Below are 21780 nucleotides of genomic sequence, written 5' to 3'. Positions count from 1 at the left end.
ATTTGCGATGAAAACTTGAAAGACTATATTAACTCAACCATTTATCTAGAAAGGTATAGGCAATTTGGCGAATTTCAGGAGGGAAATCATGCCCTGAGTTCCCTATTAAAGATGTAAACTGTTCCCCTTTTTCCATCCATTCATATAAGGAGTTAAGTTCAGCTAACCCTTTTGCTGCAGGCTCCCAATGCGGAAAAATACGGTCATTTTGACCCATCCACATAAACAAGGGAATTGGAGCAACTAGAGCCGCAATTTCGGTGAACTCAAATGGCACGTTTCCTTGATTGATATAATCACTAATCTTAGGGATATGACTAAACCATTCTCTTCTTCCCCAACGATGCACCTCTGGGTCTTGTGCGAAAGGTGAGAACCCGCAGCTACAAATGACTGCTTTAATCCTACTGTCTACTCCTGCTAGAAAAAAGCTATTGTACCCACCTAACGAATGCCCAATAGCACCCATTTTAGTATTATCTACGATGCTAAGCGTTTCTAATAAGCTAATCCCTTGTTGATGGTCCACCATCATCTTAGCGACTGCCGACCACTCCGGGTGACTTTTATAAAATGTAGCTGTTTGAAACGGCTGCTCACTCTGTAATATTCGTTCTCCCGCAGTTATCGTATCTGGAGCTAAAACAACATATCCTCTTTTTACAAGCTCCAGTCCGTATTGTCTATTCTTCCTGCCCGCTGTTGTACTTATGTCTTCTTTTCCATTATCGCTCGTTGGATGGAGAGCAATGACTGCTCTAAAAGGCTCCCTATTAGAGGAGTACAATAATTGAAGTACATCACTTTCGGTTGCTAATACTTCCTCTTCATGGACTTTCGGAACCAAAAGGTGTGCAGGTACCCGGTCCTCGTACACTGTGGAATAAGAAATGTTGATTAGATAATGATCAGTATGAATTTCCCACGAGTTAATCTTCATATTCGGTTTAACTAAAGGAGGAAGACCACCTATACAATCTAACCAGCGCTGCTGTATCTTTAATTTTTTTTCAAGCCAATCTTCTATATTATTTACATTATGTAATAATGGTGGTGCCCCGTTTTTTTCAATCTCTTGTAATGTATACATGGTCTTCATCCCTCCCCCTAATCTTCACGAGTTTGAATACTACAAAAATGACTTCCGCTACCATAGTAGATTTTATTATTTTTGTGCACAATACCACTACTAGTGCACATCGGTAGAGAGTGAATTGGTTTCGGTTCTAAACACTGTTCCTGCTGAATCACTATACCGAGCAATGTATGACTAAGGAGACAATAAAGCGTATTAGTAGGCAAATCATAAGCAAAACCATTTCTAACAATTTTTCCCCAGCTGGATAAATCTTTTTGGTAAAGTATCTGTTCGGTGTATGGATCACATACAAAATAAATACTTTGTTCCGTAAGACAGTGCGCACGGTCGAATTGGTCCACAAAAATTTGAGCAATTTCACGTGCACCTTGTATAGGAACAAAACTATTTTTCACCTTTTTAGATTTCCAATCTAATACATATAAACGAGCTTCCTTCTCTTGCGATTCTGCTCCACCAGGCGTTTCAATACTCGTTCCACCAAGAATATCTCCCGAGCTCAGTTCTCCAAGGCTAATCGTACTTTGGTTCTTCACTAGTTTTTCATGTGTCAGTAGATGATTTTCTTCCGTTTTGATGTGATAGATACCTAAAGATCCTCCTATCATCCCATATCCCGGAAATCCTCCCCATACAATATGTTCTTGTTCCTTTAAAGCAATAGCACAGCGAGGTCGGTGAATACTCTCTTCTTGCAATACCAATTTGGGATTTTCACTCTTCTTAAATTCCTTTGTCGTATCAAAGACATATAGCTTTCCACCGGCGTATGCTGCTCCTATAAGTAAATTTCCACTGGAGGCATAAGCAGGAATATTCCCGCCTCCTCCTTTTTCAATAATCTCTCCGCCGAAATTAGTCATCTTGTTCGTGGAGCCATCAAATTGAAAAAATTGTAGTGGATGCATGGAGGTTCCGTATATATGATCATCCGGTCCAAGGTAAATAGTAGATAATTTCGCACCATCCGAAGTATAACTAAAATGGATATCTTTTGTCTGTGCTGTTTCTCGGTGAACAAGTTCAATAAAACCTTCAGACAGGCTATAATTCTCAATATGATAGTTTCCTTCTTGATAACGATGAATCCTTTGAAAACCTGTGCCCGTATATAAAGAGGGCGATAGTTTTTCAACATCGATATTTTCGAAGTCTCCATTAGAAAACTTCATCCATTGTACAGAACTGGTAGCCCCTAGATGTCCGTATACAACTCCATCCTCACCTAGATGGACATACCCTGTTCCCTTTTCCCTTTGTGGTTCTGCTAGAAGGTCCCTCTTCAACCCTTTTTCAAGATGAAAGGCAACTATATTTTTCTTTTCCGTACCAATCCCTATATATGCCCATCCTGTCTGATCCATTGCTACAGTTCCTGGATATTTTTCGGACAGGTCCATCATGCCAAAATCCTTCATCTCATTAGAGTGAGGTGTATAACAAAGTAAATGGCAATGGGGAAATGAGGTGAAATAGATATTACCCGCTATATCCTCTGCAAAGCTAAAACCTACTATTTCCTCCCCGTTTTCAATCACCTTATAATAAACAAATTGCTCTAAAAAAGGGTCCAATACCATGAACATATTTGCAGCACCGGTATAGAATAATCCATTGCTACTAAAGGAGGAATAAGGATATTCATCGTTATTTTCAGGAAAGAATACTTGTTTTACATCGTCATTTTCAAGATTGACAATAATGACAAACCCTTTGGCGGCAATAACAAATCTATAGTCACCTTCTGAATTCGTACATATTGCAGCTGTTCTTTCTTCTTCTGCTGAAACAGGAATACCGTAGTCTGTAAATAGATTATTATGCACCGTGACCCTCCTTCCAGAAATGTTTATTTACTTAGCCAATTTCATAACTTCAGTTTATAATAAGAACATTTATGTGATACTGTATTAAATTATCCCTAAATTTAAAGTGGACTCCTTTGATTGGAGTGCAAGGCGGCGACTCCAGCGGGAACAGCGCGAGCTGAAAGCCCGCAGGAACTCTTTAAAGGGACAAAGGCTAAGTGCGCCACATCGTGTGGCAACGCCTTCGTGACCAACATCCTGTTGGCCCGAGGAGATTGAAGCCGTGCCCGCGGAAAGCGTCCGCCTGGAGCGGAGATCAACTATGTTTCGGATTTAATTAACTTTACTATAATAAGAAGCAACTTTATTGATAGCGATAATCATTTCTTCTATATCTTGATCTGAATAAAATTCACTTAAATTTAATCGAATAGCCGTTTCTAAAATGTTCTCAGCATTTGGACAGCTTCCAATGGAATAATCATATGAACCTAGATTGAATGGATATTGGCTGTTCAAATATGCCTGTTCCTTTTGGAATAGAGGCTGTGCATATAACACCTTTGGAATATAACCAGGTTGGTTAGGAATTCCTTCTGCAGCCAAAGCTTCAGAAAATTCCTCTCTAGAACAAGAAAACTGCTCCAAATTTAAGGTAAGCATATAAAACCAATAGCTACACCAACCTTCGTCCGTAATCCTCATAGGATTAATCCCTTTAATGGTACGGAGCCCCTGTTTTAAACGTTCTCCTAACTCATTGCGTCTCGTACAGATCCAGTTAAGCTTTTTTAACTGTGCAATTCCAACCGCACCTTGTAGCTCTGTCATACGATAATTCGGCGCTAAGTATTCTAAATCCTTCATGACAGCTTCTTCTTGTCTACGATAGTTTTTATCTGCGAATGCATGGGTAGTAAAATAATCTGATTCCTCACCTGAATTTACGGTCACCATTCCCCCGTCACCAGTGGAAATATGCTTAAAATCATTTGTACTAAAACACCCGTAATCCCCAATTGTACCGGTTAGTCGCCCTTTATAGGTCGTTAAGTAACTTTGAGCACAATCCTCCACAACCTTGAGGTTATATTTTTGGGCAAGTTCCATAATAGGATCCATATCGCAAGGATTACCAGCTAAATGAACAACAACTATCGCCTTCGTCTTAGTGGTTATTTTTTCTTCAATTGATTCGGCTGTCAATGTATAGCTATGGGGATCTAAGTCTGCAAAAACTGGAATTGCGTTTTGATATAGAATTCCAACAACAGTTCCTTGGTCTGTAATAGGACTTGTAATAACCTCATCTCCAACAGTAACTCCTGCTGCTCCAAGCGCAACATGTAATGCAGCAGTCCCAGAAGATGTAGCAACACTATATTTAACATTATAAAGATCATTAAAATCCTGTAGAAACTGCTTCACTTTATTGCCAAAATGATAGAATAATGTATTTTGCTCAAGTGCCTCTAGTAATTCCTTTGCCTCCTCTAGCCCAAAACGTTGTCCTGTGCCAAAGGGAGTCGTTTTTACCTTCGTACCGCCATTTAATGCTAATATATTTTCTCCCATTATAAGTCCCCCATATTAGGATCTTTTCACTTTAACTTGCTTACAACTAATGCCAAATCTCTTCACTACTGCACCGTCTTCATGGTTTTCGTCTACTGGAATAAGTATCACAAAATCATTTTCTTCATCTTGTGTAGATACCATTAATGCACCAGAACAACTAATATCATCAATTTTCACTCTACGACGTGCGCGCTCCCAATCATTGATTTGTTTACTAGTCCAGAAGGTAAAGCCTTGATCTTTAGCAGTCGTTATTAACTGAACAATAGCTTCTCTTACTTTTGGTTGGTGGTAAATATGGTATTGGTGGAATAGGAAATGAGCAACTCCATTCACACGCTTCACTCCATCTAGAAAAGGTTGAACAATACTCACATCTGATAACGTATTGTGATTTAAATCCTGCGTTAAGAAGCCAATTTCTAAAACGTCATATAATCTATTTTTCTCATCAGCCCAAGCAATTGGAAAATAGGGGTGACATGTTCCAAATAAGAACCCAACATTGCCTTTTTTACTTGGACCTCTCGATTGATCCACCTGTATCCCATTGTTTTCACACCAGGCGTATAACTCTCCCCAGCCCTCAAAACGAGTATAGTGATTTTTATTGGAGACAGTATGTTTTGTATTTGTTACTTTTTCTACCCATGCTAATTGCGTTTTAAAAGCTTCCTTTGACCAAACTCCCTCATCCTGTTCAAGCGCATTATAATGGAGGGCAATTTCATGACCATCTTTTTTTATTTGATCATATATAGAGGAACTGTAGCCGGGTGCTATCATGCACCAAGTAGTTTGAACATTTTCTGCTTTCAAAGTATCTAATGTGATTTGCGCTGATTCATCCACATTTAAATCACTATCATGGGAAATCATCGCAACATGTTGTACGTCAGCTGGCCAATAATCTAGGAAAGGAAGTGTTAAGCCTTTTTCTAGCACTATTTTTAAAAGATGCTCCATTATTACTTCTTTCCATAAGTCAGCATAGGGATGGGGGAAATAAGGCATTCCTGTTTCTGTAAATGCTCTATCCAAATCCCAATCCAGTTCAAAGCCATCCTCTGCCTTTAAAATGCCCTCATCTAAGTTTGCCGAACCATCGGGAGCTGGTGGTCCATCTTCCACAACAGGCTTCGTTCCCTGCTGCAGCGCAACAATCGTTTGAGGAATCGCAATAGACCAGCGCTCAATTGTTCCAGTCCCATATTTTATCTGCTGTAATGCCGATGCATCTTGCCATGTCTTTTCCTCATCAGCTAAAGAACCAAAATCCGTTACATCTAAAGTCATTTCCTGTTTCCAAGGCTCTGCACCTAGAAAACGTAAAGGAGTTGTTTGCTCTTTTAAGAAGTTAGATAAATCAGCATATCCCTTCTTAGAAATGTAGGGTTTCGAAAAACCTAATTTGCTACGAATAGCGTCCAATCCACCGTAGGAAATTACCGTCCCACCAGCTTCTGCATATGCCAATATTTTGATGCTTGCCTCTTCACTATTACTGGAATGGCTTACTATTAGTACATCAAATGATTTAAACTCATCCGTCGCACTAACTCTTTTATACGGGAGTCTAACATGATCAAGAATTTCAAATAAATAGCTACCAAAAATATTCCGTCCTTCTAACCAATTCAACTCCGCTTCTTTTTCATCAAATAGAATACCAATTTTCGCTATTTTCATATTCTCAGCACCTCTATGAATAAGGATATATACATGTATTTTACATGTATATATCCTCTTTTCTTAAATCATATTATAGTTTGGTATAATTAGCAATAAGTTGTTTGAATTTTTACATAAAACATTTTTTTACTTATTATTCCCACCTTTGTTATTGACCCAGACTGATACCACATTACTGTCAACAGTTACACCATTCAATGTAACTTTTACTGTAATATTGGCTCTTCCACTTTTTTGTGCAGTCAAAATCCCGTTACTTATAGATATCATCTTTGGATTACTAACTATATATTCAATAGTGCTTCCCGCTAATTCATAGGTACTTCTATTATTATTTAGAATAGCTTTTAGATGAAGCGACGCAGTATCTCCAACTGTTAGACGTTGTTCAGAAACCGATAGCTCTGCACTCTTAATGGTTTGAAGTAAACTACTATCCTCGTATTTATATAAGTTGATACCTTTTGATAAATAGAATGCTCCGAAATCATCTTGGGCTAAATGCTCGACACCGCTAGCAAGAAATTCATGTTTGTTACTAGCTAAGTCAAATTTGAAAAACTTATTACCGATTATGCCGTAAATATTCCCGTCTGTTCCAGTCTCCAGCGATGCATTTCTCCAACTGCTAGAAGCTTTAGGATCAATTTCCTTTTGATAAATTACGTTGTTTGTTACAGGATCGAATGCAAACAAGGTACCATCTGACATACCCCAAATATTTCCGTCCGGTCCAACTGTTAATGCGGTCAATGCTCTTTTTCCTGCTACTGGTACGATTTCAAAGGACTTCTCTTGCTTCTCAATATCCCATACAAATAATTTAGCTTCTGTTGTTGTAGGTATAGAACCCTGCCCTCCAGCTACTGTAGTTCCTCCATATACCTTTCCGTTTGCATAAGCTAAAGAAACAATACTTTGGTCTTTCATTAAGTTCCAATAAATTTGAGGCTCTTTTTCAGTGCCCGGTTCATAGATAGTAAATGCTCCACCTAAGTTTCCATTTTTCGGTACTGTGCCTATGAATAACCTGTTGTAATCATCCACTCCAAGCATTGCAAATGGTCTGTCTTGCTGTGTATACCCTGGGATAGTATCATTTCTTTCCAAGCTGAATAATAAATCTGGATTTAGATTATTGGAATCCGTACGATCCCATGCTTTGAATGGGTCATACTCATATATTTTGGCATTCGGATAGATACCTAAATACATTTTATTATTTAAGGTAGCTATGCCCTCGCTTTGTCCAATACCATCAAATCGAACAGTCGCATTTGTTGTTGGGAAAAATGCACTCATATTGCCTGGTAGATAACCGGTACTATATATTTTTCCGTCTGGACCCTTTGCTAATTCGTGAATTAAAACAGACTCAGAAGGTAAATCTAAATTTGTCAGCGTAAGATTTCCATTTACTAAGTTATATTTATAAAGCTGCCCACCATTCCCGGAAAGACCTACTAGTGTATATCCTGGAAATTCAGCCTCATTTAATTGAACAAACTTATAACTAATAGCACTTCCTTTTAAATCTACATTCAACGATTTGAAAGTTTTCGTATCTAAATTGTACTCATGCAATATTCCCATATGAGTGAAGTAAACTTTATTGGCAATAGGAGATTTTTCTGAAACACCTCTAGATGATTCAGGAATATCATATGTCTTCTCCCCAGTATCCCCGTTCGTAGCCTCTACTAAATTCCCTGTTTCTGTATCGTAAATAAACATTTCATATTTAGATTCTTTTTGTGCAAATAATTTCCCATCTATTAAATTCATGTCATAAACAGAAATAATATCCGAATATTGTGCAGGGAGCACATTTCTCTTTTCACCAGTAGCAATATCGTATTCTATTAAATGAGCTTGACTACCTACTCCCGCATATACTTTTTGATTTCTTTCATCGAAAGCAACGCTTCTAACCCACGACTGTCCAGCAGCCATTCTTCCGAAATCCGTAAACTTATTAGTAGAAGGATTATATTCATAAACACTTCCAGACCCATAGGTGCCACCATAAATTTTTCCATCACTTGCTGTTGCAAATGGATAAAGCACAGCATCCGTATCTTTGACTGGATGCCCAAGATTGATTAACTCATCGGTCTGAGGTAAATAACGGTAAAGAAAGCCCTTATTATATGCACCGAGATAAACAGATCCATCTGCAGCCACCTTTACACCCCATGCCCCAGACGTATCCTCTAATGTGTAGCTTTTTATTAATTTTTCAGTAGCAACATCCACAATAGCGAATTTGGAAGGAATCCCAGCTACAACCGTATATAAAACATCATTTCCCTCTGAATCTTTCCCAATGTCTCCTAACATGACAGTTGTTTTCGTTACTTGTATTCCTAAATTCTCTGCTACCTGTTCTATTGGGTTAATCGGTTTTACCTCCATTAAACTAGCATCATCAAAATAGAAGGTTCCAATGTTTCCTTTGCCAGAATAAAACAAAATAGCAGCAGAAGCAGCATTTGCCGGTGCAATAGCTGTGATGCTTATATCTGACCAAGTCGTCGCCCCTGTTATTGACTTATTAAAACCAGTAATATATGCATCTTTTTGGTCAAAAAAGCGAATGTAGATTTCTCCAGCCCCAGTGGAACCCGTTTTGATTTTTGCAGATGCTGTATATTCTTTACCAGGTGTAACGGGAACTTTATTACTTATTAAACCAGGGTTGTCAGTCTTATTTGTATCTATAATTTCTAAACTTTTTTTACCCGAATAAAACTCACTCTCTACAGTCGTTATGCCAGTAGTACCAAAATTCTGTGTCCAGCCTGGGATAACTCCATTATCTGAAGGATCCTCAAAACCGGGATTCTGTATGTCCAATTCTTCAGCTGAAACTGAATGCAAACTAGGAAACGAGAATGTTATCAACAAAACACTTAATAGAAAAACAAAATTTAATATAATCTTCATTTTCTTCCTCCTTGAGTAGTAGATTGAAGAGCTCTTGCCGATAGATTAATCTGTTTCGTTTCTAATGAAGTAGTCCGTCTCTTTTTAGGTAGTACGTCAGAAATAGTTAAAATTGATTTTAATTTCGATTCGAATTTTTGCTATTTTAATAACCTCCTCTATTTTACTGTGGTTTTTATACATGTATATGACATGTATTTATAAAGTAATATAATCTAAATATACTGAAAAATCAACCGATTGAATGGTTGATTTATTAATCATTTGGTGTAAGTGGATAAAAAATATCGGAAAATGGGGCATAAACAAATGAATTAATAAGTTTTTCGGTACTTTAGATGCTTTCTTTTTGGTTATCGCACCAAACAAAAAACCGCCCTTATAAAAGGACGGCATCTTGAACTTTTTAAATTATGACTAATATTCACTCAACCTATTATGAGGATAGCCCTTTAAAATGAAAATATAGCCCATAAAAGACTAGAATCCAGCAAAAAACAACGGTATCGCCCATAAGTTCTACATTATAGCCCTTAAATCTACTAATATAGCCCTTAAAGTTGCTTACATAGCCCATAACCGCATAATTTATGCAAAAAACCGCCCTTATAAAAGGACGGCATCTTGAGCTTTTTAAATTCTGACTAATAAACACTCAACCTATTATGAGGATAGCCCTTTAAAATGAAAATATAGCCCATAAAATACTAGAATTCAGCAAAAAACAACGGTATCGCCCATAAGTTCTACAATATAGCCCTTAAATCTACTAAAATAGCCCATAAAGTTGCTTACATAGCCCATAAAGTTGCTTACATAGCCCATAACTCTTAATTCATGCAAAAAAACCGCCCTTGTAAAAGGACGGCATCTTGAGCTTTTTAACTTCTGACTAATATTCACTCAATCCATTATGAGGATAAAACCTTACAGGAAAATTACCTTTATCTGTATGAGCTTTAAAGTGATATACCAATCGGTCGTACTCTTTCTTTGTATACCAATCATACACTTTTTCGGAAGTTGTCTTCTGGTAGTTTATCATCACTTTTGAATGATACTGTTTAAAGTCTTTTAATAGAATGTTAGTAGCTTCATCCTCCGTTAACTCAAAGCTACCTCCACCAATATTCTCAAGTTCATATGCAGCAAGCTTCCAGTTGGCAGTTGATTTTTCAAATTTATAAGTTATAAACCCTCCGTCTTCAATCGAATTATTAAACGCAACAGTTTTAACAACAATACGAGAAGGAGTATTTTCAGCAATTTCAAATCGATAGTTTAACTCCCGTGTAGGATGAGCAAATATCATCATGTCACACTTTGTGCACATATCTTTATATCCAGTCTTTAAATAATCCTTCACAAAAGGAACCGTTCCAAGATCCAACAATTCATTTTGCACCGTTTCAAAGGGATTGTTCTTTACTTTATGCATTAACATCGTATTACCAATCCGATTAGGGAGACGATATATTAAGTCAAAGATTTCATCCTTTGATAATAGTGGGTCTTCATCTGGCACGGTGATAACCCCAGAGTTTAACGCTCGGTGTAAAAATAAAGAATAATGAGCGCGAGTAATTGGCTCGCCCGGCATAAAATTCCCTAATTTCCCTTTAGTTATCCCATTTGCTGCTAACGCCTGTACATGTAAATAACCCCAGTAAGCAGACGATACATCGTTAAAATGATGGAAATCAACAATATTCAAATTAAATGCAATATCCATTACCTTTGCCATTTCCACACGGGTAATAGAGGCATCAGGATTAAAATTACCCTTATTATCTCCACTAAAAATTCCAGCATGAGTCAATTTCATTATAGCTTCATAGTTTGGGTGATTTAGTGGAACATCCTTATATTTAATTTTTGATGATGTAACTTCCGGAAGAGTTAATGCTTTATTAAGCAATGCTGCTGCGTGCTTACGGGTAATTTTTTCGTTCGGACGAAATGTACCATCTGGATATCCATTTATGAATCCTTTATCTCGGAGTTCCATAATCTCCTCATAATTTGGATACCCTTTTTTCACATCAATGAAAGATTTCCCTTCAGCAAAAGCAGTAGAACCAACCAAGGCAAAAGTTATCAATATCCCAAAACAAATCACATATTTTGAGAAAAATCTCATCCAATACCTCCTATTTTAGTTAATGTAAATTTTATTATATCATTATTAACTAAAAATTTAGACAACAAAGAGAAAATGAGTCCTTTACCCTAATAAAAAAAGAAAACCGCTCTATTTTAAAAGAGCGGCCAGATGATTCATTTATTATTATTTACATTATCAAACAATACTTTCAATTGAGTAGACAACTCCTCGATTAATTCGCTTGCTTTGATTGTTTTATTTTCATTTCCTTGTGTATAACCATATTCTAATATTTTTTTAAATTCTTCCTTTATCTCTACTGCAGTCATCTAATGCTCCTCCTACATCAACATTGTACCTCATTAATTGTAAATCAAATTTCGTTTATCATAGCTAATGTCGCTAAAAGTTAATAATCTTGTAATATATTGAAATGCTTATAGGTGCCACTTTTTTTTGCTACCCTTAGCAGCTCAACCAATTACTGTATTCGCTATTTTTCTGTACCACGAAACATTCCCATTTAAACCGGCTCCATCCATAATATTGAAAGTATTATAGCACTTTTATATACTATTGAATAATTTGAATCATATAATTTACAAAAATTTTAATATTTTCATGTTATGGTCTTCAGTATTTGTCGACATTCCTTTCAAGTTATGTCGAACAAATTACATTCACAAAACGGAAGTTATATAGTATATTAGTAATACTTTAATTAACTGATTTTTAAAAAATCAAAAAAATAATAGGAATTTAGATTAATAATAATCCTTTTTATCCTTACTTTGATGGTACAAAATGTATAGTATGTAATTATTAAGGGCATGAATAGAGAAATTCTATAGGAACGGAGTTAGTCTATGAAAAGTGATCGAAGTATTTTACAGCTAGGGTTAATTTTTTTATTTGGAGGTTTTACTTGTAGCAGTTTATTAAGTCAATTTAGTCCAAAAGCACTCATTCTACCACTAATACTTACTATATTTATATTTTTATTTCGTAAAACTAATTCTATCCAGCTAGTTTGTAATCTTATTATCGCCTGTCAATTAGCATTTGTGACCACACATATTTTTTCTAATTTAACTGTTTTTTGGTTTAGTATATCCGTATTATTAACATTTGTGTTATTGTGTTTGATAACAGTTGCAGTTAGCAATAGAAAAGTTACCGATTCTATAACTAATAGCTTACTTGCTGCAGGTGCGGCGAGCGTATTAATTATGAGCATTCAAGATCACTTTTTGTTTGACTATATCATTTTGTCTTACCCATGCGTTACTGCATTCATATATGTAATATTGAGTAGCAAAACAACTTACGGCATTAATATTCTTGCAAGCAACATCGTCATAACGTTACTGATCTCTTATTTCCTTATGGCTAATTTGTCCATTAAGCTTGAGTTTGCTGTAATCGCAATTTCTTGGTCATCTATTTTATTCATTTCATTCATTTCAAATAGCAATTCAAACCTTGGCTTTAAGTTATATTATCGCCGCTTTCAAAAGAAGAGAAGACGTATTAAATCGGATATATTCACTTTAAAGAGTAAGCTCGAAAATGCTAACAAATTGAGCAGTGATGAACTATTTAGCGTGATTCTACCTCTTAAAAACATTAAAATGGAGTACAAGCTTACAAGTTTAATGAGTGGTAATATATCAAGATTTAATTTGCATACAAAGGTAAACGATATGAAAACTAGTGCATGGTTCCTCGTCTTCCTGGCATATATGGTTGTAGGCATTGCGATTTTATATATGGCTAACTTAGCTATAAACGATCATCTCATTATATTATTATCCGCTACCATAGCTTATCTGATTCTTGCACCATACGTCATTATGTACTTCTTAAAAAATAGAATGGTACAACATATAAATTCGGCGATAATAAATCCGTTTAATCATCTAATCGCCGAAAGAAATGAACTGATTATGTCAATTGAACAAATACTTCTGGACAGAGGATTTTCAAAAAGAAGGTTAGAAGAATGTGAGGATTTGAGTTTAGAAAGAAACGAAATCACAGAAAATCAGCATGAGACATTAAATAATGTAAAACTATTGGAAATTGAAATTTAACTATTTTAAAAGCAGCCTGGAATGGGCTGCTTTTCTTATTTATTGGAAACTCTATTGACAGAATCACTATGACTTTGTTTATTATATGCAAAACAGATGATTCCACCAAAATGTTCCAATAAGGTGATCATTTACAACACCAAACTTTATGAGTACCTCAAATATCATGCGCTAAAAATAGCTTTCTCACATCATAAAATATTTCCTAGGAAATAGTCGTTTTTTGGCCAATTAAGTAACATCACTTCCTATAAACGGTTGTCTTCTTAAATTGAAGAGGATCTAGTAATTTGCTGTAATCCCTCAACAGGAAATGTTTTACATTTTTAAAAAGTAAATACGCCCGTTTTCACTAGTAATTGGGCGAAGGGCAAAATAAGCTCAGATCTTAAAATCGATGAACTTTCAATAAGGCTGGACTTCAAAAGGTAAGTAATAAAAAGGAGAGAGTGATTGATGTCGCTCCCTCTTTTTAAAAGATTAGAAAGTATATGCTAATTAATCATTTGTCTTGCTTCCGTAATTAAACATTTCTAATAGTACATCATTTATCTTTACCAGGTTTCTTTGGTTTACTTGGTTTTTCAGGTTTACCAGTTTTTTTATCTCCCTCCACTACCTCTCTCTCAAACGTCAGCTTGAAGTCGTCAAAATAGGCTGCGGATGTAGTAAAGAAATTAGAAGCTCCTGCGAAAAGTTTTGCATGGGTTGCTCCCACCGGTGCTACGACTTTCGCTTTTACGGTTTGCCACTCGTTGTGACCGCCTCGGACGTGAATAATATTCACTCCGTCTTTGTCGGTTCCTACTTGTTTACCTGCTTTGTCGTAATAGCGTATAAAGAAGCTCACGCTGCCGTTTTCTAAGAATAGATTGGTGGAAGCGGTGTATTCAGTGCCTGCTTTGATAGCTATAGAATCTGTTTGAGCGAAGACAGTTTGCTTTTGGTCTGTATCGATTATCTTTAAGCTCTTCTTGCCTGAGACACTACGTGCATCACTTACTTCAAACGAAACATTAGAGGAGAAATCTCCAAATAAGGATGACCAGCCTTTGATCGTTCCTTTTTTCACTTTCTGTTCAAAGCTAGCATTTTTAATCGGCACGTTCACCGTTTCAAATACTGGCGGCAGTTCAATTTCGCCACCATCAATGACAGGGATCATGTATAAATGAGTTGCATCCCCGTCTAGGTAATATACATTTTGATTTCCTGCTTCATCAAATGCTAATTCCATAAAAGCGATTTCTGGTCCAGAGGTTACTAGAGAAGCATGCTCCAAATCCTTCGTGTTAGTATCAATTACTGTAAGTTTTCCACCAAGGTCTGTATATAGTAGACCATCTTGACCGAATTCGATATGAACTGGTCTCCACATTCCTCTGTTCACTATTTCTGGGTAAATATTTTTGTATTTTACTACTTCTAGGGTCGATGGATCCATTGCAAATAAAATACCATCTACTGCTCCCCATAGTAGGCCTTTGTCATCAAACGTAAGACCGCTAATCATTGGTGGGTTGTCTAGTTCTGGAATATTAAGCTCGAACTCCGTCAGCTTTTTCTCATTTTCAATATCCCAAACAAACATTTTAGCTTTAGGAGCAGTTGGCTGAATGTCTAGTCCACCACGTACTGTTGTCGATCCGAAAATCAAACCATCTTTATACGCCAATCCTACAATGCTTTGATCCTTCACAACATTGCGATATGATGTTCGTTCTCCTGTAATAGAATCATAAATAGCTAATACGCCACCTAATTTTTGATAATCAGGAATGGTACCGATTATTAATTGATTTTCTATAAACTTCATAATATATGGTCTATCCTGTTCCTCGTCATCTAGGCTAAATAGCGTTTCCGTTGCTAAAGTTGCTGTATTCATTTTCTGAATAACTGCGTTAGGATACATTCCAAAGTATAGGTCATTACCATTTCCTGCAATAATCCCTTCTGCTTGACCCTGTGCATACGTCACAAACTGTCCAGTTTTCGTGTTAAACTGCGAGCCTTTTGGTCCGCCAGGATAGGTCGTCATATATAAGTTCCCATCTGGTCCCTCTCCTAGGTTATGCAAAGAAAGAGGTAGAGCTTGCATAGCTGTTGGAACTGTCTTTGTTTTGTTTGTCTCAAGATTTGCTACGAATGTTTGACCAGTTCGATTCATTGTTACAAATGAAAGTCCTGGGAAATCCTCTGAGCCAATATCTACAAATGCTCCGCCTCTAAGTCCAGCAGCATATCGAATGCCAGTTTCACGTGTTTCTAGCGTATTAATATCAATCTCTTCAATGTGACGATTATGAATAACATATGCTTTGTCACCATTTACCGGTATTTGGATAAAGCCAAAGCTACCAAAATCATCCGCTGATCCGTCATGTAATTTGCCTAGCTTTTTGTCAGGTACCCACTGCTGATTGATCAAATCATAGAATAGAATTGCTCCTTCTCCACCTTCATCAAAACGAGCATATAAATAATTCCCTACAACAGCCATGTCATATACAAACTTAATATCTCTTACTGGCTTTCCAAGAATTTCAGGGACATTCTTTGTAATATTTTCTTTTTCTTTAGTTTCCACATTAATACGGTACACTTCTCCCGCTACACCTAAGCCAGCATATAAATATCCATCAAAATATTCCAATGACCGAACATAGCTAGCGTTATTAATTTCATCGATTTTTCCATAATCGATAAACGTTTTACTAGAAACATCATATTTATAAATACGTCCATTGCCTTCAGAATACGTACCTATATACGCATTTCCTTCTTCATCTGTTGTACTACTCCATGCTTGATGACCAATTGCCGGTGTCCCAAGTTTCACAACGGTTTTGGTTGCTGGCGAATAACTCCAAAGCTCTCCTACATTGCCAACACCTAAAGCAGCAATATACACAGTGCCGTCAGCTGCAAGTGTATGACTCCAAACCTGGGAGACATTCTCCAGCTGCTGCGAGAATAGGAGTCTATTATCTTTTACGTCTACAACATTAAACACACCGCCATTAGCAGTAGCATAAACTACATCTCGTCCATTTTCTTTACCGAAAACAGCGTTTAAGAGAACTACCTCGGAGGCTCCAATGCCAAGATTTACAGGCTCCTTAAATCCTCTATCTCCTAGTTTTGCCATAACCGTTTCATTACTCTCTGCGATTTGTGCACTTGCGGTAAATGAAAATACTGAAAAAATTAAGACTAAACTTAGAAGAATGGAAACTATTCGAAGACATTGCGTTTTATTCATTCATAAACTCCTCTCGTTATCAGTATTATTACAATTTTCAGTATATTAATATTCTAAGTGCAAAGAAATGACTTTAATTAGTCTCAATAACAGTTGATAGATAATACCTACCCAATGGGTTTAGGTGAAAAGTATGATAATAGATGCAAGTTTACAAACGAATAGAGGAGTATTTTGGGGAGTTTCAAATATAAAAATAGCACTCCATGTATCGGACTTTTTTCTATTCAAAAAGGAGTAAGTCTACAGTTGAAGTTACACTGTAGACTTACTCCTTAAATATTTTTTAATAGGAACTTTAGATAAAATAGATTCTCAACACAATTCAATTACTGCTTAATCACACTATATTTACTTAGTGACCACAGTTGAAAAGTTTACAAAGATTTTAGCTGCATGTGCACGTGTAGTCGAGTCGTTAGGTAAAAACTTACCACCAGCCCCGTCTACTATTTGGAAACTTGAAAGCATTGATATTGCCGTTTTTGTTTCATCGTCGAAATGGGCAATATCTGAAAATGGTGCTGGTTTAGCAGAAACATATGGCTTTCCATTTACATATTCATATGAACGTTTTAGCATCAGGGCTAGCTGAGCACGAGTAATATAATCATTTGGACGGAATTTACCGTTGCTTCCTTTTACGATACCAGCTTCATGGGCAGCAGCAATTTGTGTCTGTATGTCTGAACTGTAGTTTTTAATATCAGTGTATGGAGCAGCTTTTCCTGCCTTAAGTCCAAGTGTATTAACGATAATAGATGCAGCTTGTTTACGCGTTATTTTGTCGTTCGGCTTAAATGTGCCATCCGTATATCCATTGACTACACCTAACTTAGCAGCTTGCATAATATAGTCCTTTGCCGGGTGACCTTTAATATCTGAGAAAAGTGCAGGTGTAGCCCCAGTAGTAATAGTAGCTGAAGGATTTAAAGCACTAATATTACCTGCAGCATCCCTAGCTGCAACACTAAATGTATAGGATTTATTTTCTTGAAGATTTTTCACATCAAAATTAAGTATATGTCCTTCTAATTCTGCCACTTTTTCTTTTCCATTATAAATAATATAGCCAGTTACTGCTGTATTATCGGAAGCTGGATTCCAATTCAGTTTTGCCGTGGTCTTATTTGCTAGTTGTACAGTTAGAGTCTCTTTAGAGACCCATGGGTAGTCATTTACTAATTTTTGGTTGAATAGATCTGCAACTACTTTATAACCAGCTTCACTTAAGTGAATGTTTTTAGGATTTGGCAGATGGGCAGTATAATTTTCAGCAATTTTCTCATGTGTAGCTATGAAGGTTGCATTCGTCCCTTTCATACTAGCTTGAATGGACCCATTCAATCCAGTTAGTAACTGAGCAATCTGTGGCTGATAAATCACGTCAACTTGCGGAAATGGATTGTAATAACCCATTATATACACCTGAACATTTGGATTAATAGCATAGATTGCTTTTAATATTTGGCTATAATTTACCCCAACCTGCTGAATGCTAGAAGTAATTTTAGCAAGATCCACAACTGGGGCCCCTGTTGTTGCATCCACTTTGAAGTAAGCTAACACATCATTTGCTCCAGCACTAATGGTGATTAGATTCGCAGCAGTAATTGACTTATGCAGCTCTGCATTGTTTTCTTCAATACCTGTTCCAAACACTGGCTTCGTCACATTGTCTTGTAAATCCTTTAAAATATCCGAAGTCTTATATCCTGGAAAAGTAAATCCTTTGTTAAATGATTGCAATACTTGCTGAGACTTCAATGACTCTGCTATTAAGTCAGTATATCCTTTACCAAGCTGATTTTCTGGTGTTACACCAACAGCCAGAGAATCACCTAATGCTAAATAATTTAATGGCTTTACCCAAGTTGGTGCCTCCGTATCGGCTTCAGCTGCAAATGTGTAGCTTGGCATTGCTACAAGCTGTAGAAATAGTACAAGTACGAACAATAACTTGAGTTTGTACATCTTTTTTCCCAATCCTTCGCCTCCCTTATCCATAATAACAAGTAAAATAGTTTCACTCTTTCCCCCTCTTATACTACGAAACTATTCCTAACTATATTCTAGAACAGATACTCATTTCCCTTTAAAAGTAGCTTCAGACGCCAAACAGTCAAAAGATCAAGTTAGGATACAATACTTTTTTAAAGTTTGGATATTAAACAAAAATACCCAGAAGTGGCTACAATCATTTCTCGGGAAATATATTACTGCGACAGACGGAACTTGTAATCTATTTCTACTTGGGATACAGCTCACATTGCTGCCAGTGGATACTCTCGGTTTGGCGTTGGTTACTTGCGTCACTTGGATTGGATTTACTCTCGGAGCCGGGATGGTTACTCTCGCTTGGACGGACATTACTCTCGGAGCCGGGATGGTTACTCTTGCTTGGACAGGATTTACTCTCGCTCAGGCAGACATTACTCTCGGTTTGGCGTTGGATACTCTCATAGCCGTGGTTATTACTCTCGCTTGGAAGCATTTACTCTCGGAGCAGTGGTTATTACTCTCGGTAGGGCGGGATTTACTTGCAGAACCCATTTATAGCCAAAAATATAACTCTCCATTCGCCCAGTCGGACGAAAAGAGAGTAAGTTAATAGTTACAGTGAAGTTTCAGTCTTAATACTCGCTCTTGCAAGATTTCCTTCTTTTCGCTCTGTTGACAATTTCAATGACATTAATGTGATTGCTCCAATTATAAGTAGTCCTGCAATAATGAACATTCCAGATGTAAATGCTACAGCTCCTAAGATCATTGGCCCTACAAATCCACCTAATGCTGCAAATGAGTTTACTACCGCTATTCCAACTGGAGCAGTTGAGTCTGTAAAGAAGAAAGTTAAATATGCAAAGAAACATCCAGTAAATCCATATAAGCCTGCAGATGTAATCGCTAGCATTAGAACCATCATAAAGACGCTACTAGAAAATCCACATCCGATGAATCCTAAAACTGAGATTAGGAAACAGACAAGTAAGTGGTTTTTATACGCATTTGTTCTGTCCGCATTCCATCCAACGAACAATATAGCTGGAATTCCAACAATCGATGGGATCATAGCTAACCAACCTATTTCTAAGTTTGTTGTAGCAGTTGCGGATAATGATTTAATAATCGTTGGCATCCAAAATGACAGACCATAAATTCCTGTATATGCTGCAAAATAGAGTAGAGACAGCTTCCAAATTTTAAAGTCTTTTAACATTTCTAATTTAGATACTTTGTTCACTTTCTTGCTTGCTTGGCGTTCCTTTTCAAGCTCTCCTTCTAACCAATCCTTTTCTTCCTGAGATAACCATTTTGCATTTGCAGGTCGGTTCGTCATATAAAATAGAACTACGACTCCTAAAATAAGAGCAGGAATACCTTCTAGAATAAACATCCATCTCCAACCAGACATATTTAACCAAGCGATGTTGTCTAAAATCCATGTAGATAATGGTGCACCGATCAAACCGCCAATTGGTAAAGCCAGTAATAGTACTGCTGTTGCTTTTCCTCTTTCACGATTTCTGAACCAATACGTTAGATATAAAATAACTCCTGGGAAGAAACCTGCTTCAGCAACCCCCAATAAAAATCGAAGAATATACAAGTGCGTCGTTGTTTGTGCAAATCCGGTGAGTATCACTACAATTCCCCATGTCAGCATAATACGAGCAATCCAAATTTTCGGACCTATTTTATGCATAATCATATTACTAGGAACTTCAAAAAAGAAGTAACCGATAAAGAAAATACCAGAAAGAAGCCCGAAAACTTCAGCAGTTAACGCTAATTCAGCGTTCATTTGTAAGGCTGCATATCCAAGATTAACGCGGTCTAAATAGGCAATAATATATAAGATTAAGATAAATGGAAGGATTCGCATCATCGTTTTACTTACTACTCTTTTTTCGAGTGCATTCACTGTTGGATTCATTAATTAATATCCCCTTTGTAAGGTAAATTTGTGCATTTCATTTTCCCATCCAAGTTGTTTTTAGTTCACATTTTCTAGAATTATCGCGATACCTTGACCCCCACCAATGCAAAGCGAAGCTAATCCATAACGAACATTTCGTTTTTTCATTTCAACTGCTAATGAATACGTAATCCTTGTCCCACTTGCACCAACTGGATGTCCTAATGCAACGGCTCCCCCATTAACGTTTACTTTTTCCATATCAAGACCTAGCTCTTTTACAACCGCTAACGACTGAGCTGCAAATGCTTCATTTAGTTCGAATAAACCGATATCCTCTAAAGTTAACCCAGCTTTTTCTAAAGCTTTTTTACTTGCAGGAACTGGACCAATACCCATAATAGAAGGGTCAACACCCGCTACCCCCCAAGAAACAATTTTAGCTAATGGCTTTAAATTATGTTCATTTACATAAGCTTCAGATGCAAGTAAAACAGCAGCTGCACCATCGTTAATACCACTAGCATTACCTGGAGTAACTGTTCCATCTTTTTTGAATGCAGGCTTTAGTTTAGCTAGACCTTCGATTGTTGCACCATCTCGAATGTATTCATCCGTATCTACAACAACATCGCCTTTTCTACCTTTAACGGTCACCGGTGCAATTTCCTCAGCAAATCGGCCATTGTCTCTAGCTTGAGCAGCTCTTTCCTGTGATACGACTGCAAATGCGTCCTGTTCTTCACGAGAAATATCATATTTTACTGCTAGATTTTCAGCAGTCATTCCCATTCCACATCCAACGTAACTATCCGTTAAAGTATCCCATAGCATATCCTCAACTAAAGGTGCTTTGTTTGGTGAACCGAAACGAGTTCCTCTTAATACATGGGGAGCTAAACTCATACTTTCCGTTCCTCCAGCAACAATCACATTCGCATCTCCAAGTTCGATTGATTGTGCTCCTGAGACGATAGATTGCATACTCGATCCACAAAGTCGATTGAGTGTTAGTGCACTTGAAGATTCTAGCATTCCACTTTTAAGACCAATATGCCTTGCTAGATAAGCAGAATCACCACTTGTTTGAATAATATTCCCGACAATAATTTCATCGATATCGGAAGCGGGAATTCCACTACGTTTAATAGCTTCCTTTGTTGCTACAACCCCTAGATCAATATCACTCACATCTTTCAATGAACCTCCAAAGCTGCCAAAAGGCGTTCTTGCGCCGTCGATAATATATGTTGTCATTTGTCATTTCCCCCTATTT

12 protein-coding genes are annotated in these 21780 nt (G+C 37.0%); 1 reads left to right on the top strand and 11 read right to left on the bottom strand.

The window, feature by feature from the left end; all coding sequences use genetic code 11:
- Positions 1–28: 28 nt before the first annotated feature.
- From BLR36_RS00515 to BLR36_RS18655, 7 genes are all read right to left on the bottom strand, one after another.
- On the bottom strand, positions 29–1090 hold the full coding sequence (locus tag BLR36_RS00515) for an alpha/beta hydrolase family protein (protein WP_093059334.1): 1062 nt from the start codon (positions 1088–1090) through the stop codon (positions 29–31).
- Positions 1091–1107: 17 nt separating this feature from the next.
- Complete coding sequence (locus BLR36_RS00510) at positions 1108–2925, bottom strand: ligand-binding sensor domain-containing protein (RefSeq protein WP_093059332.1); 1818 nt, start codon at positions 2923–2925, stop codon at positions 1108–1110.
- 315 nt (positions 2926–3240) lie between these two features.
- Positions 3241–4482: a DegT/DnrJ/EryC1/StrS family aminotransferase gene (locus BLR36_RS00505; protein WP_093059330.1), complete on the bottom strand. Its 1242-nt coding sequence runs from the start codon at positions 4480–4482 to the stop codon at positions 3241–3243.
- 15 nt (positions 4483–4497) lie between these two features.
- Positions 4498–6174 carry a polysaccharide deacetylase family protein gene (locus BLR36_RS00500; protein WP_093059328.1) on the bottom strand — a complete coding sequence of 559 codons (1677 nt, stop codon included), beginning with the start codon at positions 6172–6174 and terminating at the stop codon, positions 4498–4500.
- A 129-nt stretch (positions 6175–6303) separates the two neighbouring features.
- Positions 6304–9123 (bottom strand): carbohydrate binding domain-containing protein, encoded by a 2820-nt coding sequence (locus BLR36_RS00495; protein WP_093059326.1) that lies wholly within the window; start codon positions 9121–9123, stop codon positions 6304–6306.
- 892 nt (positions 9124–10015) lie between these two features.
- Positions 10016–11263: an S-layer homology domain-containing protein gene (locus BLR36_RS00490; RefSeq protein WP_093059324.1), complete on the bottom strand. Its 1248-nt coding sequence runs from the start codon at positions 11261–11263 to the stop codon at positions 10016–10018.
- Positions 11264–11400: 137 nt separating this feature from the next.
- Positions 11401–11556, bottom strand: coding sequence for a hypothetical protein (locus BLR36_RS18655; RefSeq protein ID WP_175453928.1), 156 nt, complete (start codon positions 11554–11556; stop codon positions 11401–11403).
- 537 nt (positions 11557–12093) lie between these two features.
- Between BLR36_RS18655 and BLR36_RS00485 the strand changes: the two genes are divergently transcribed.
- The gene (locus BLR36_RS00485) at positions 12094–13320 is read left to right on the top strand and encodes a hypothetical protein (protein ID WP_093059322.1); all 1227 of its coding nucleotides are present in this window, start codon (positions 12094–12096) and stop codon (positions 13318–13320) included.
- 544 nt (positions 13321–13864) lie between these two features.
- Here the strand turns inward: BLR36_RS00485 and BLR36_RS00480 are convergent.
- From BLR36_RS00480 to BLR36_RS00460, 4 genes are all read right to left on the bottom strand, one after another.
- Positions 13865–16585, bottom strand: a complete 2721-nt coding sequence (locus BLR36_RS00480) for a carbohydrate binding domain-containing protein (protein ID WP_093059320.1) — start codon at positions 16583–16585, stop codon at positions 13865–13867.
- Positions 16586–16936: 351 nt separating this feature from the next.
- On the bottom strand, positions 16937–18571 hold the full coding sequence (locus BLR36_RS00475; protein ID WP_175453927.1) for an S-layer homology domain-containing protein: 1635 nt from the start codon (positions 18569–18571) through the stop codon (positions 16937–16939).
- A gap of 628 nt (positions 18572–19199) precedes the next feature.
- On the bottom strand, positions 19200–20522 hold the full coding sequence (locus BLR36_RS00465; protein WP_093059314.1) for an MFS transporter: 1323 nt from the start codon (positions 20520–20522) through the stop codon (positions 19200–19202).
- Between the two features lie 60 nt (positions 20523–20582).
- Positions 20583–21761, bottom strand: a complete 1179-nt coding sequence (locus BLR36_RS00460) for an acetyl-CoA C-acetyltransferase (protein ID WP_093059312.1) — start codon at positions 21759–21761, stop codon at positions 20583–20585.
- Positions 21762–21780 lie beyond the last annotated feature (19 nt).

It is taken from the genome of Psychrobacillus sp. OK028, from assembly GCF_900103605.1.
In the GTDB taxonomy this organism is placed as follows: domain Bacteria; phylum Bacillota; class Bacilli; order Bacillales_A; family Planococcaceae; genus Psychrobacillus.
This window is presented reverse-complemented; position numbering and strand designations above follow the sequence as displayed.

Excerpts from the sequence above, each read along its gene's own strand:
- BLR36_RS00460 (WP_093059312.1), bottom strand. The coding sequence starts at position 21,761 with ATGACAACATATATTATCGACGGCGCAAGAACGCCTTTTGGCAGCTTT.
- BLR36_RS00515 (WP_093059334.1), bottom strand. The coding sequence starts at position 1,090 with ATGTATACATTACAAGAGATTGAAAAAAACGGGGCACCACCATTATTA.
- BLR36_RS00485 (WP_093059322.1), top strand. The coding sequence starts at position 12,094 with ATGAAAAGTGATCGAAGTATTTTACAGCTAGGGTTAATTTTTTTATTT.
- BLR36_RS00490 (WP_093059324.1), bottom strand. The coding sequence starts at position 11,263 with ATGAGATTTTTCTCAAAATATGTGATTTGTTTTGGGATATTGATAACT.
- BLR36_RS00500 (WP_093059328.1), bottom strand. The coding sequence starts at position 6,174 with ATGAAAATAGCGAAAATTGGTATTCTATTTGATGAAAAAGAAGCGGAG.
- BLR36_RS00465 (WP_093059314.1), bottom strand. The coding sequence starts at position 20,522 with ATGAATCCAACAGTGAATGCACTCGAAAAAAGAGTAGTAAGTAAAACG.
- BLR36_RS18655 (WP_175453928.1), bottom strand. The coding sequence starts at position 11,556 with ATGACTGCAGTAGAGATAAAGGAAGAATTTAAAAAAATATTAGAATAT.
- BLR36_RS00505 (WP_093059330.1), bottom strand. The coding sequence starts at position 4,482 with ATGGGAGAAAATATATTAGCATTAAATGGCGGTACGAAGGTAAAAACG.
- BLR36_RS00495 (WP_093059326.1), bottom strand. The coding sequence starts at position 9,123 with ATGAAGATTATATTAAATTTTGTTTTTCTATTAAGTGTTTTGTTGATA.
- BLR36_RS00480 (WP_093059320.1), bottom strand. The coding sequence starts at position 16,585 with ATGAATAAAACGCAATGTCTTCGAATAGTTTCCATTCTTCTAAGTTTA.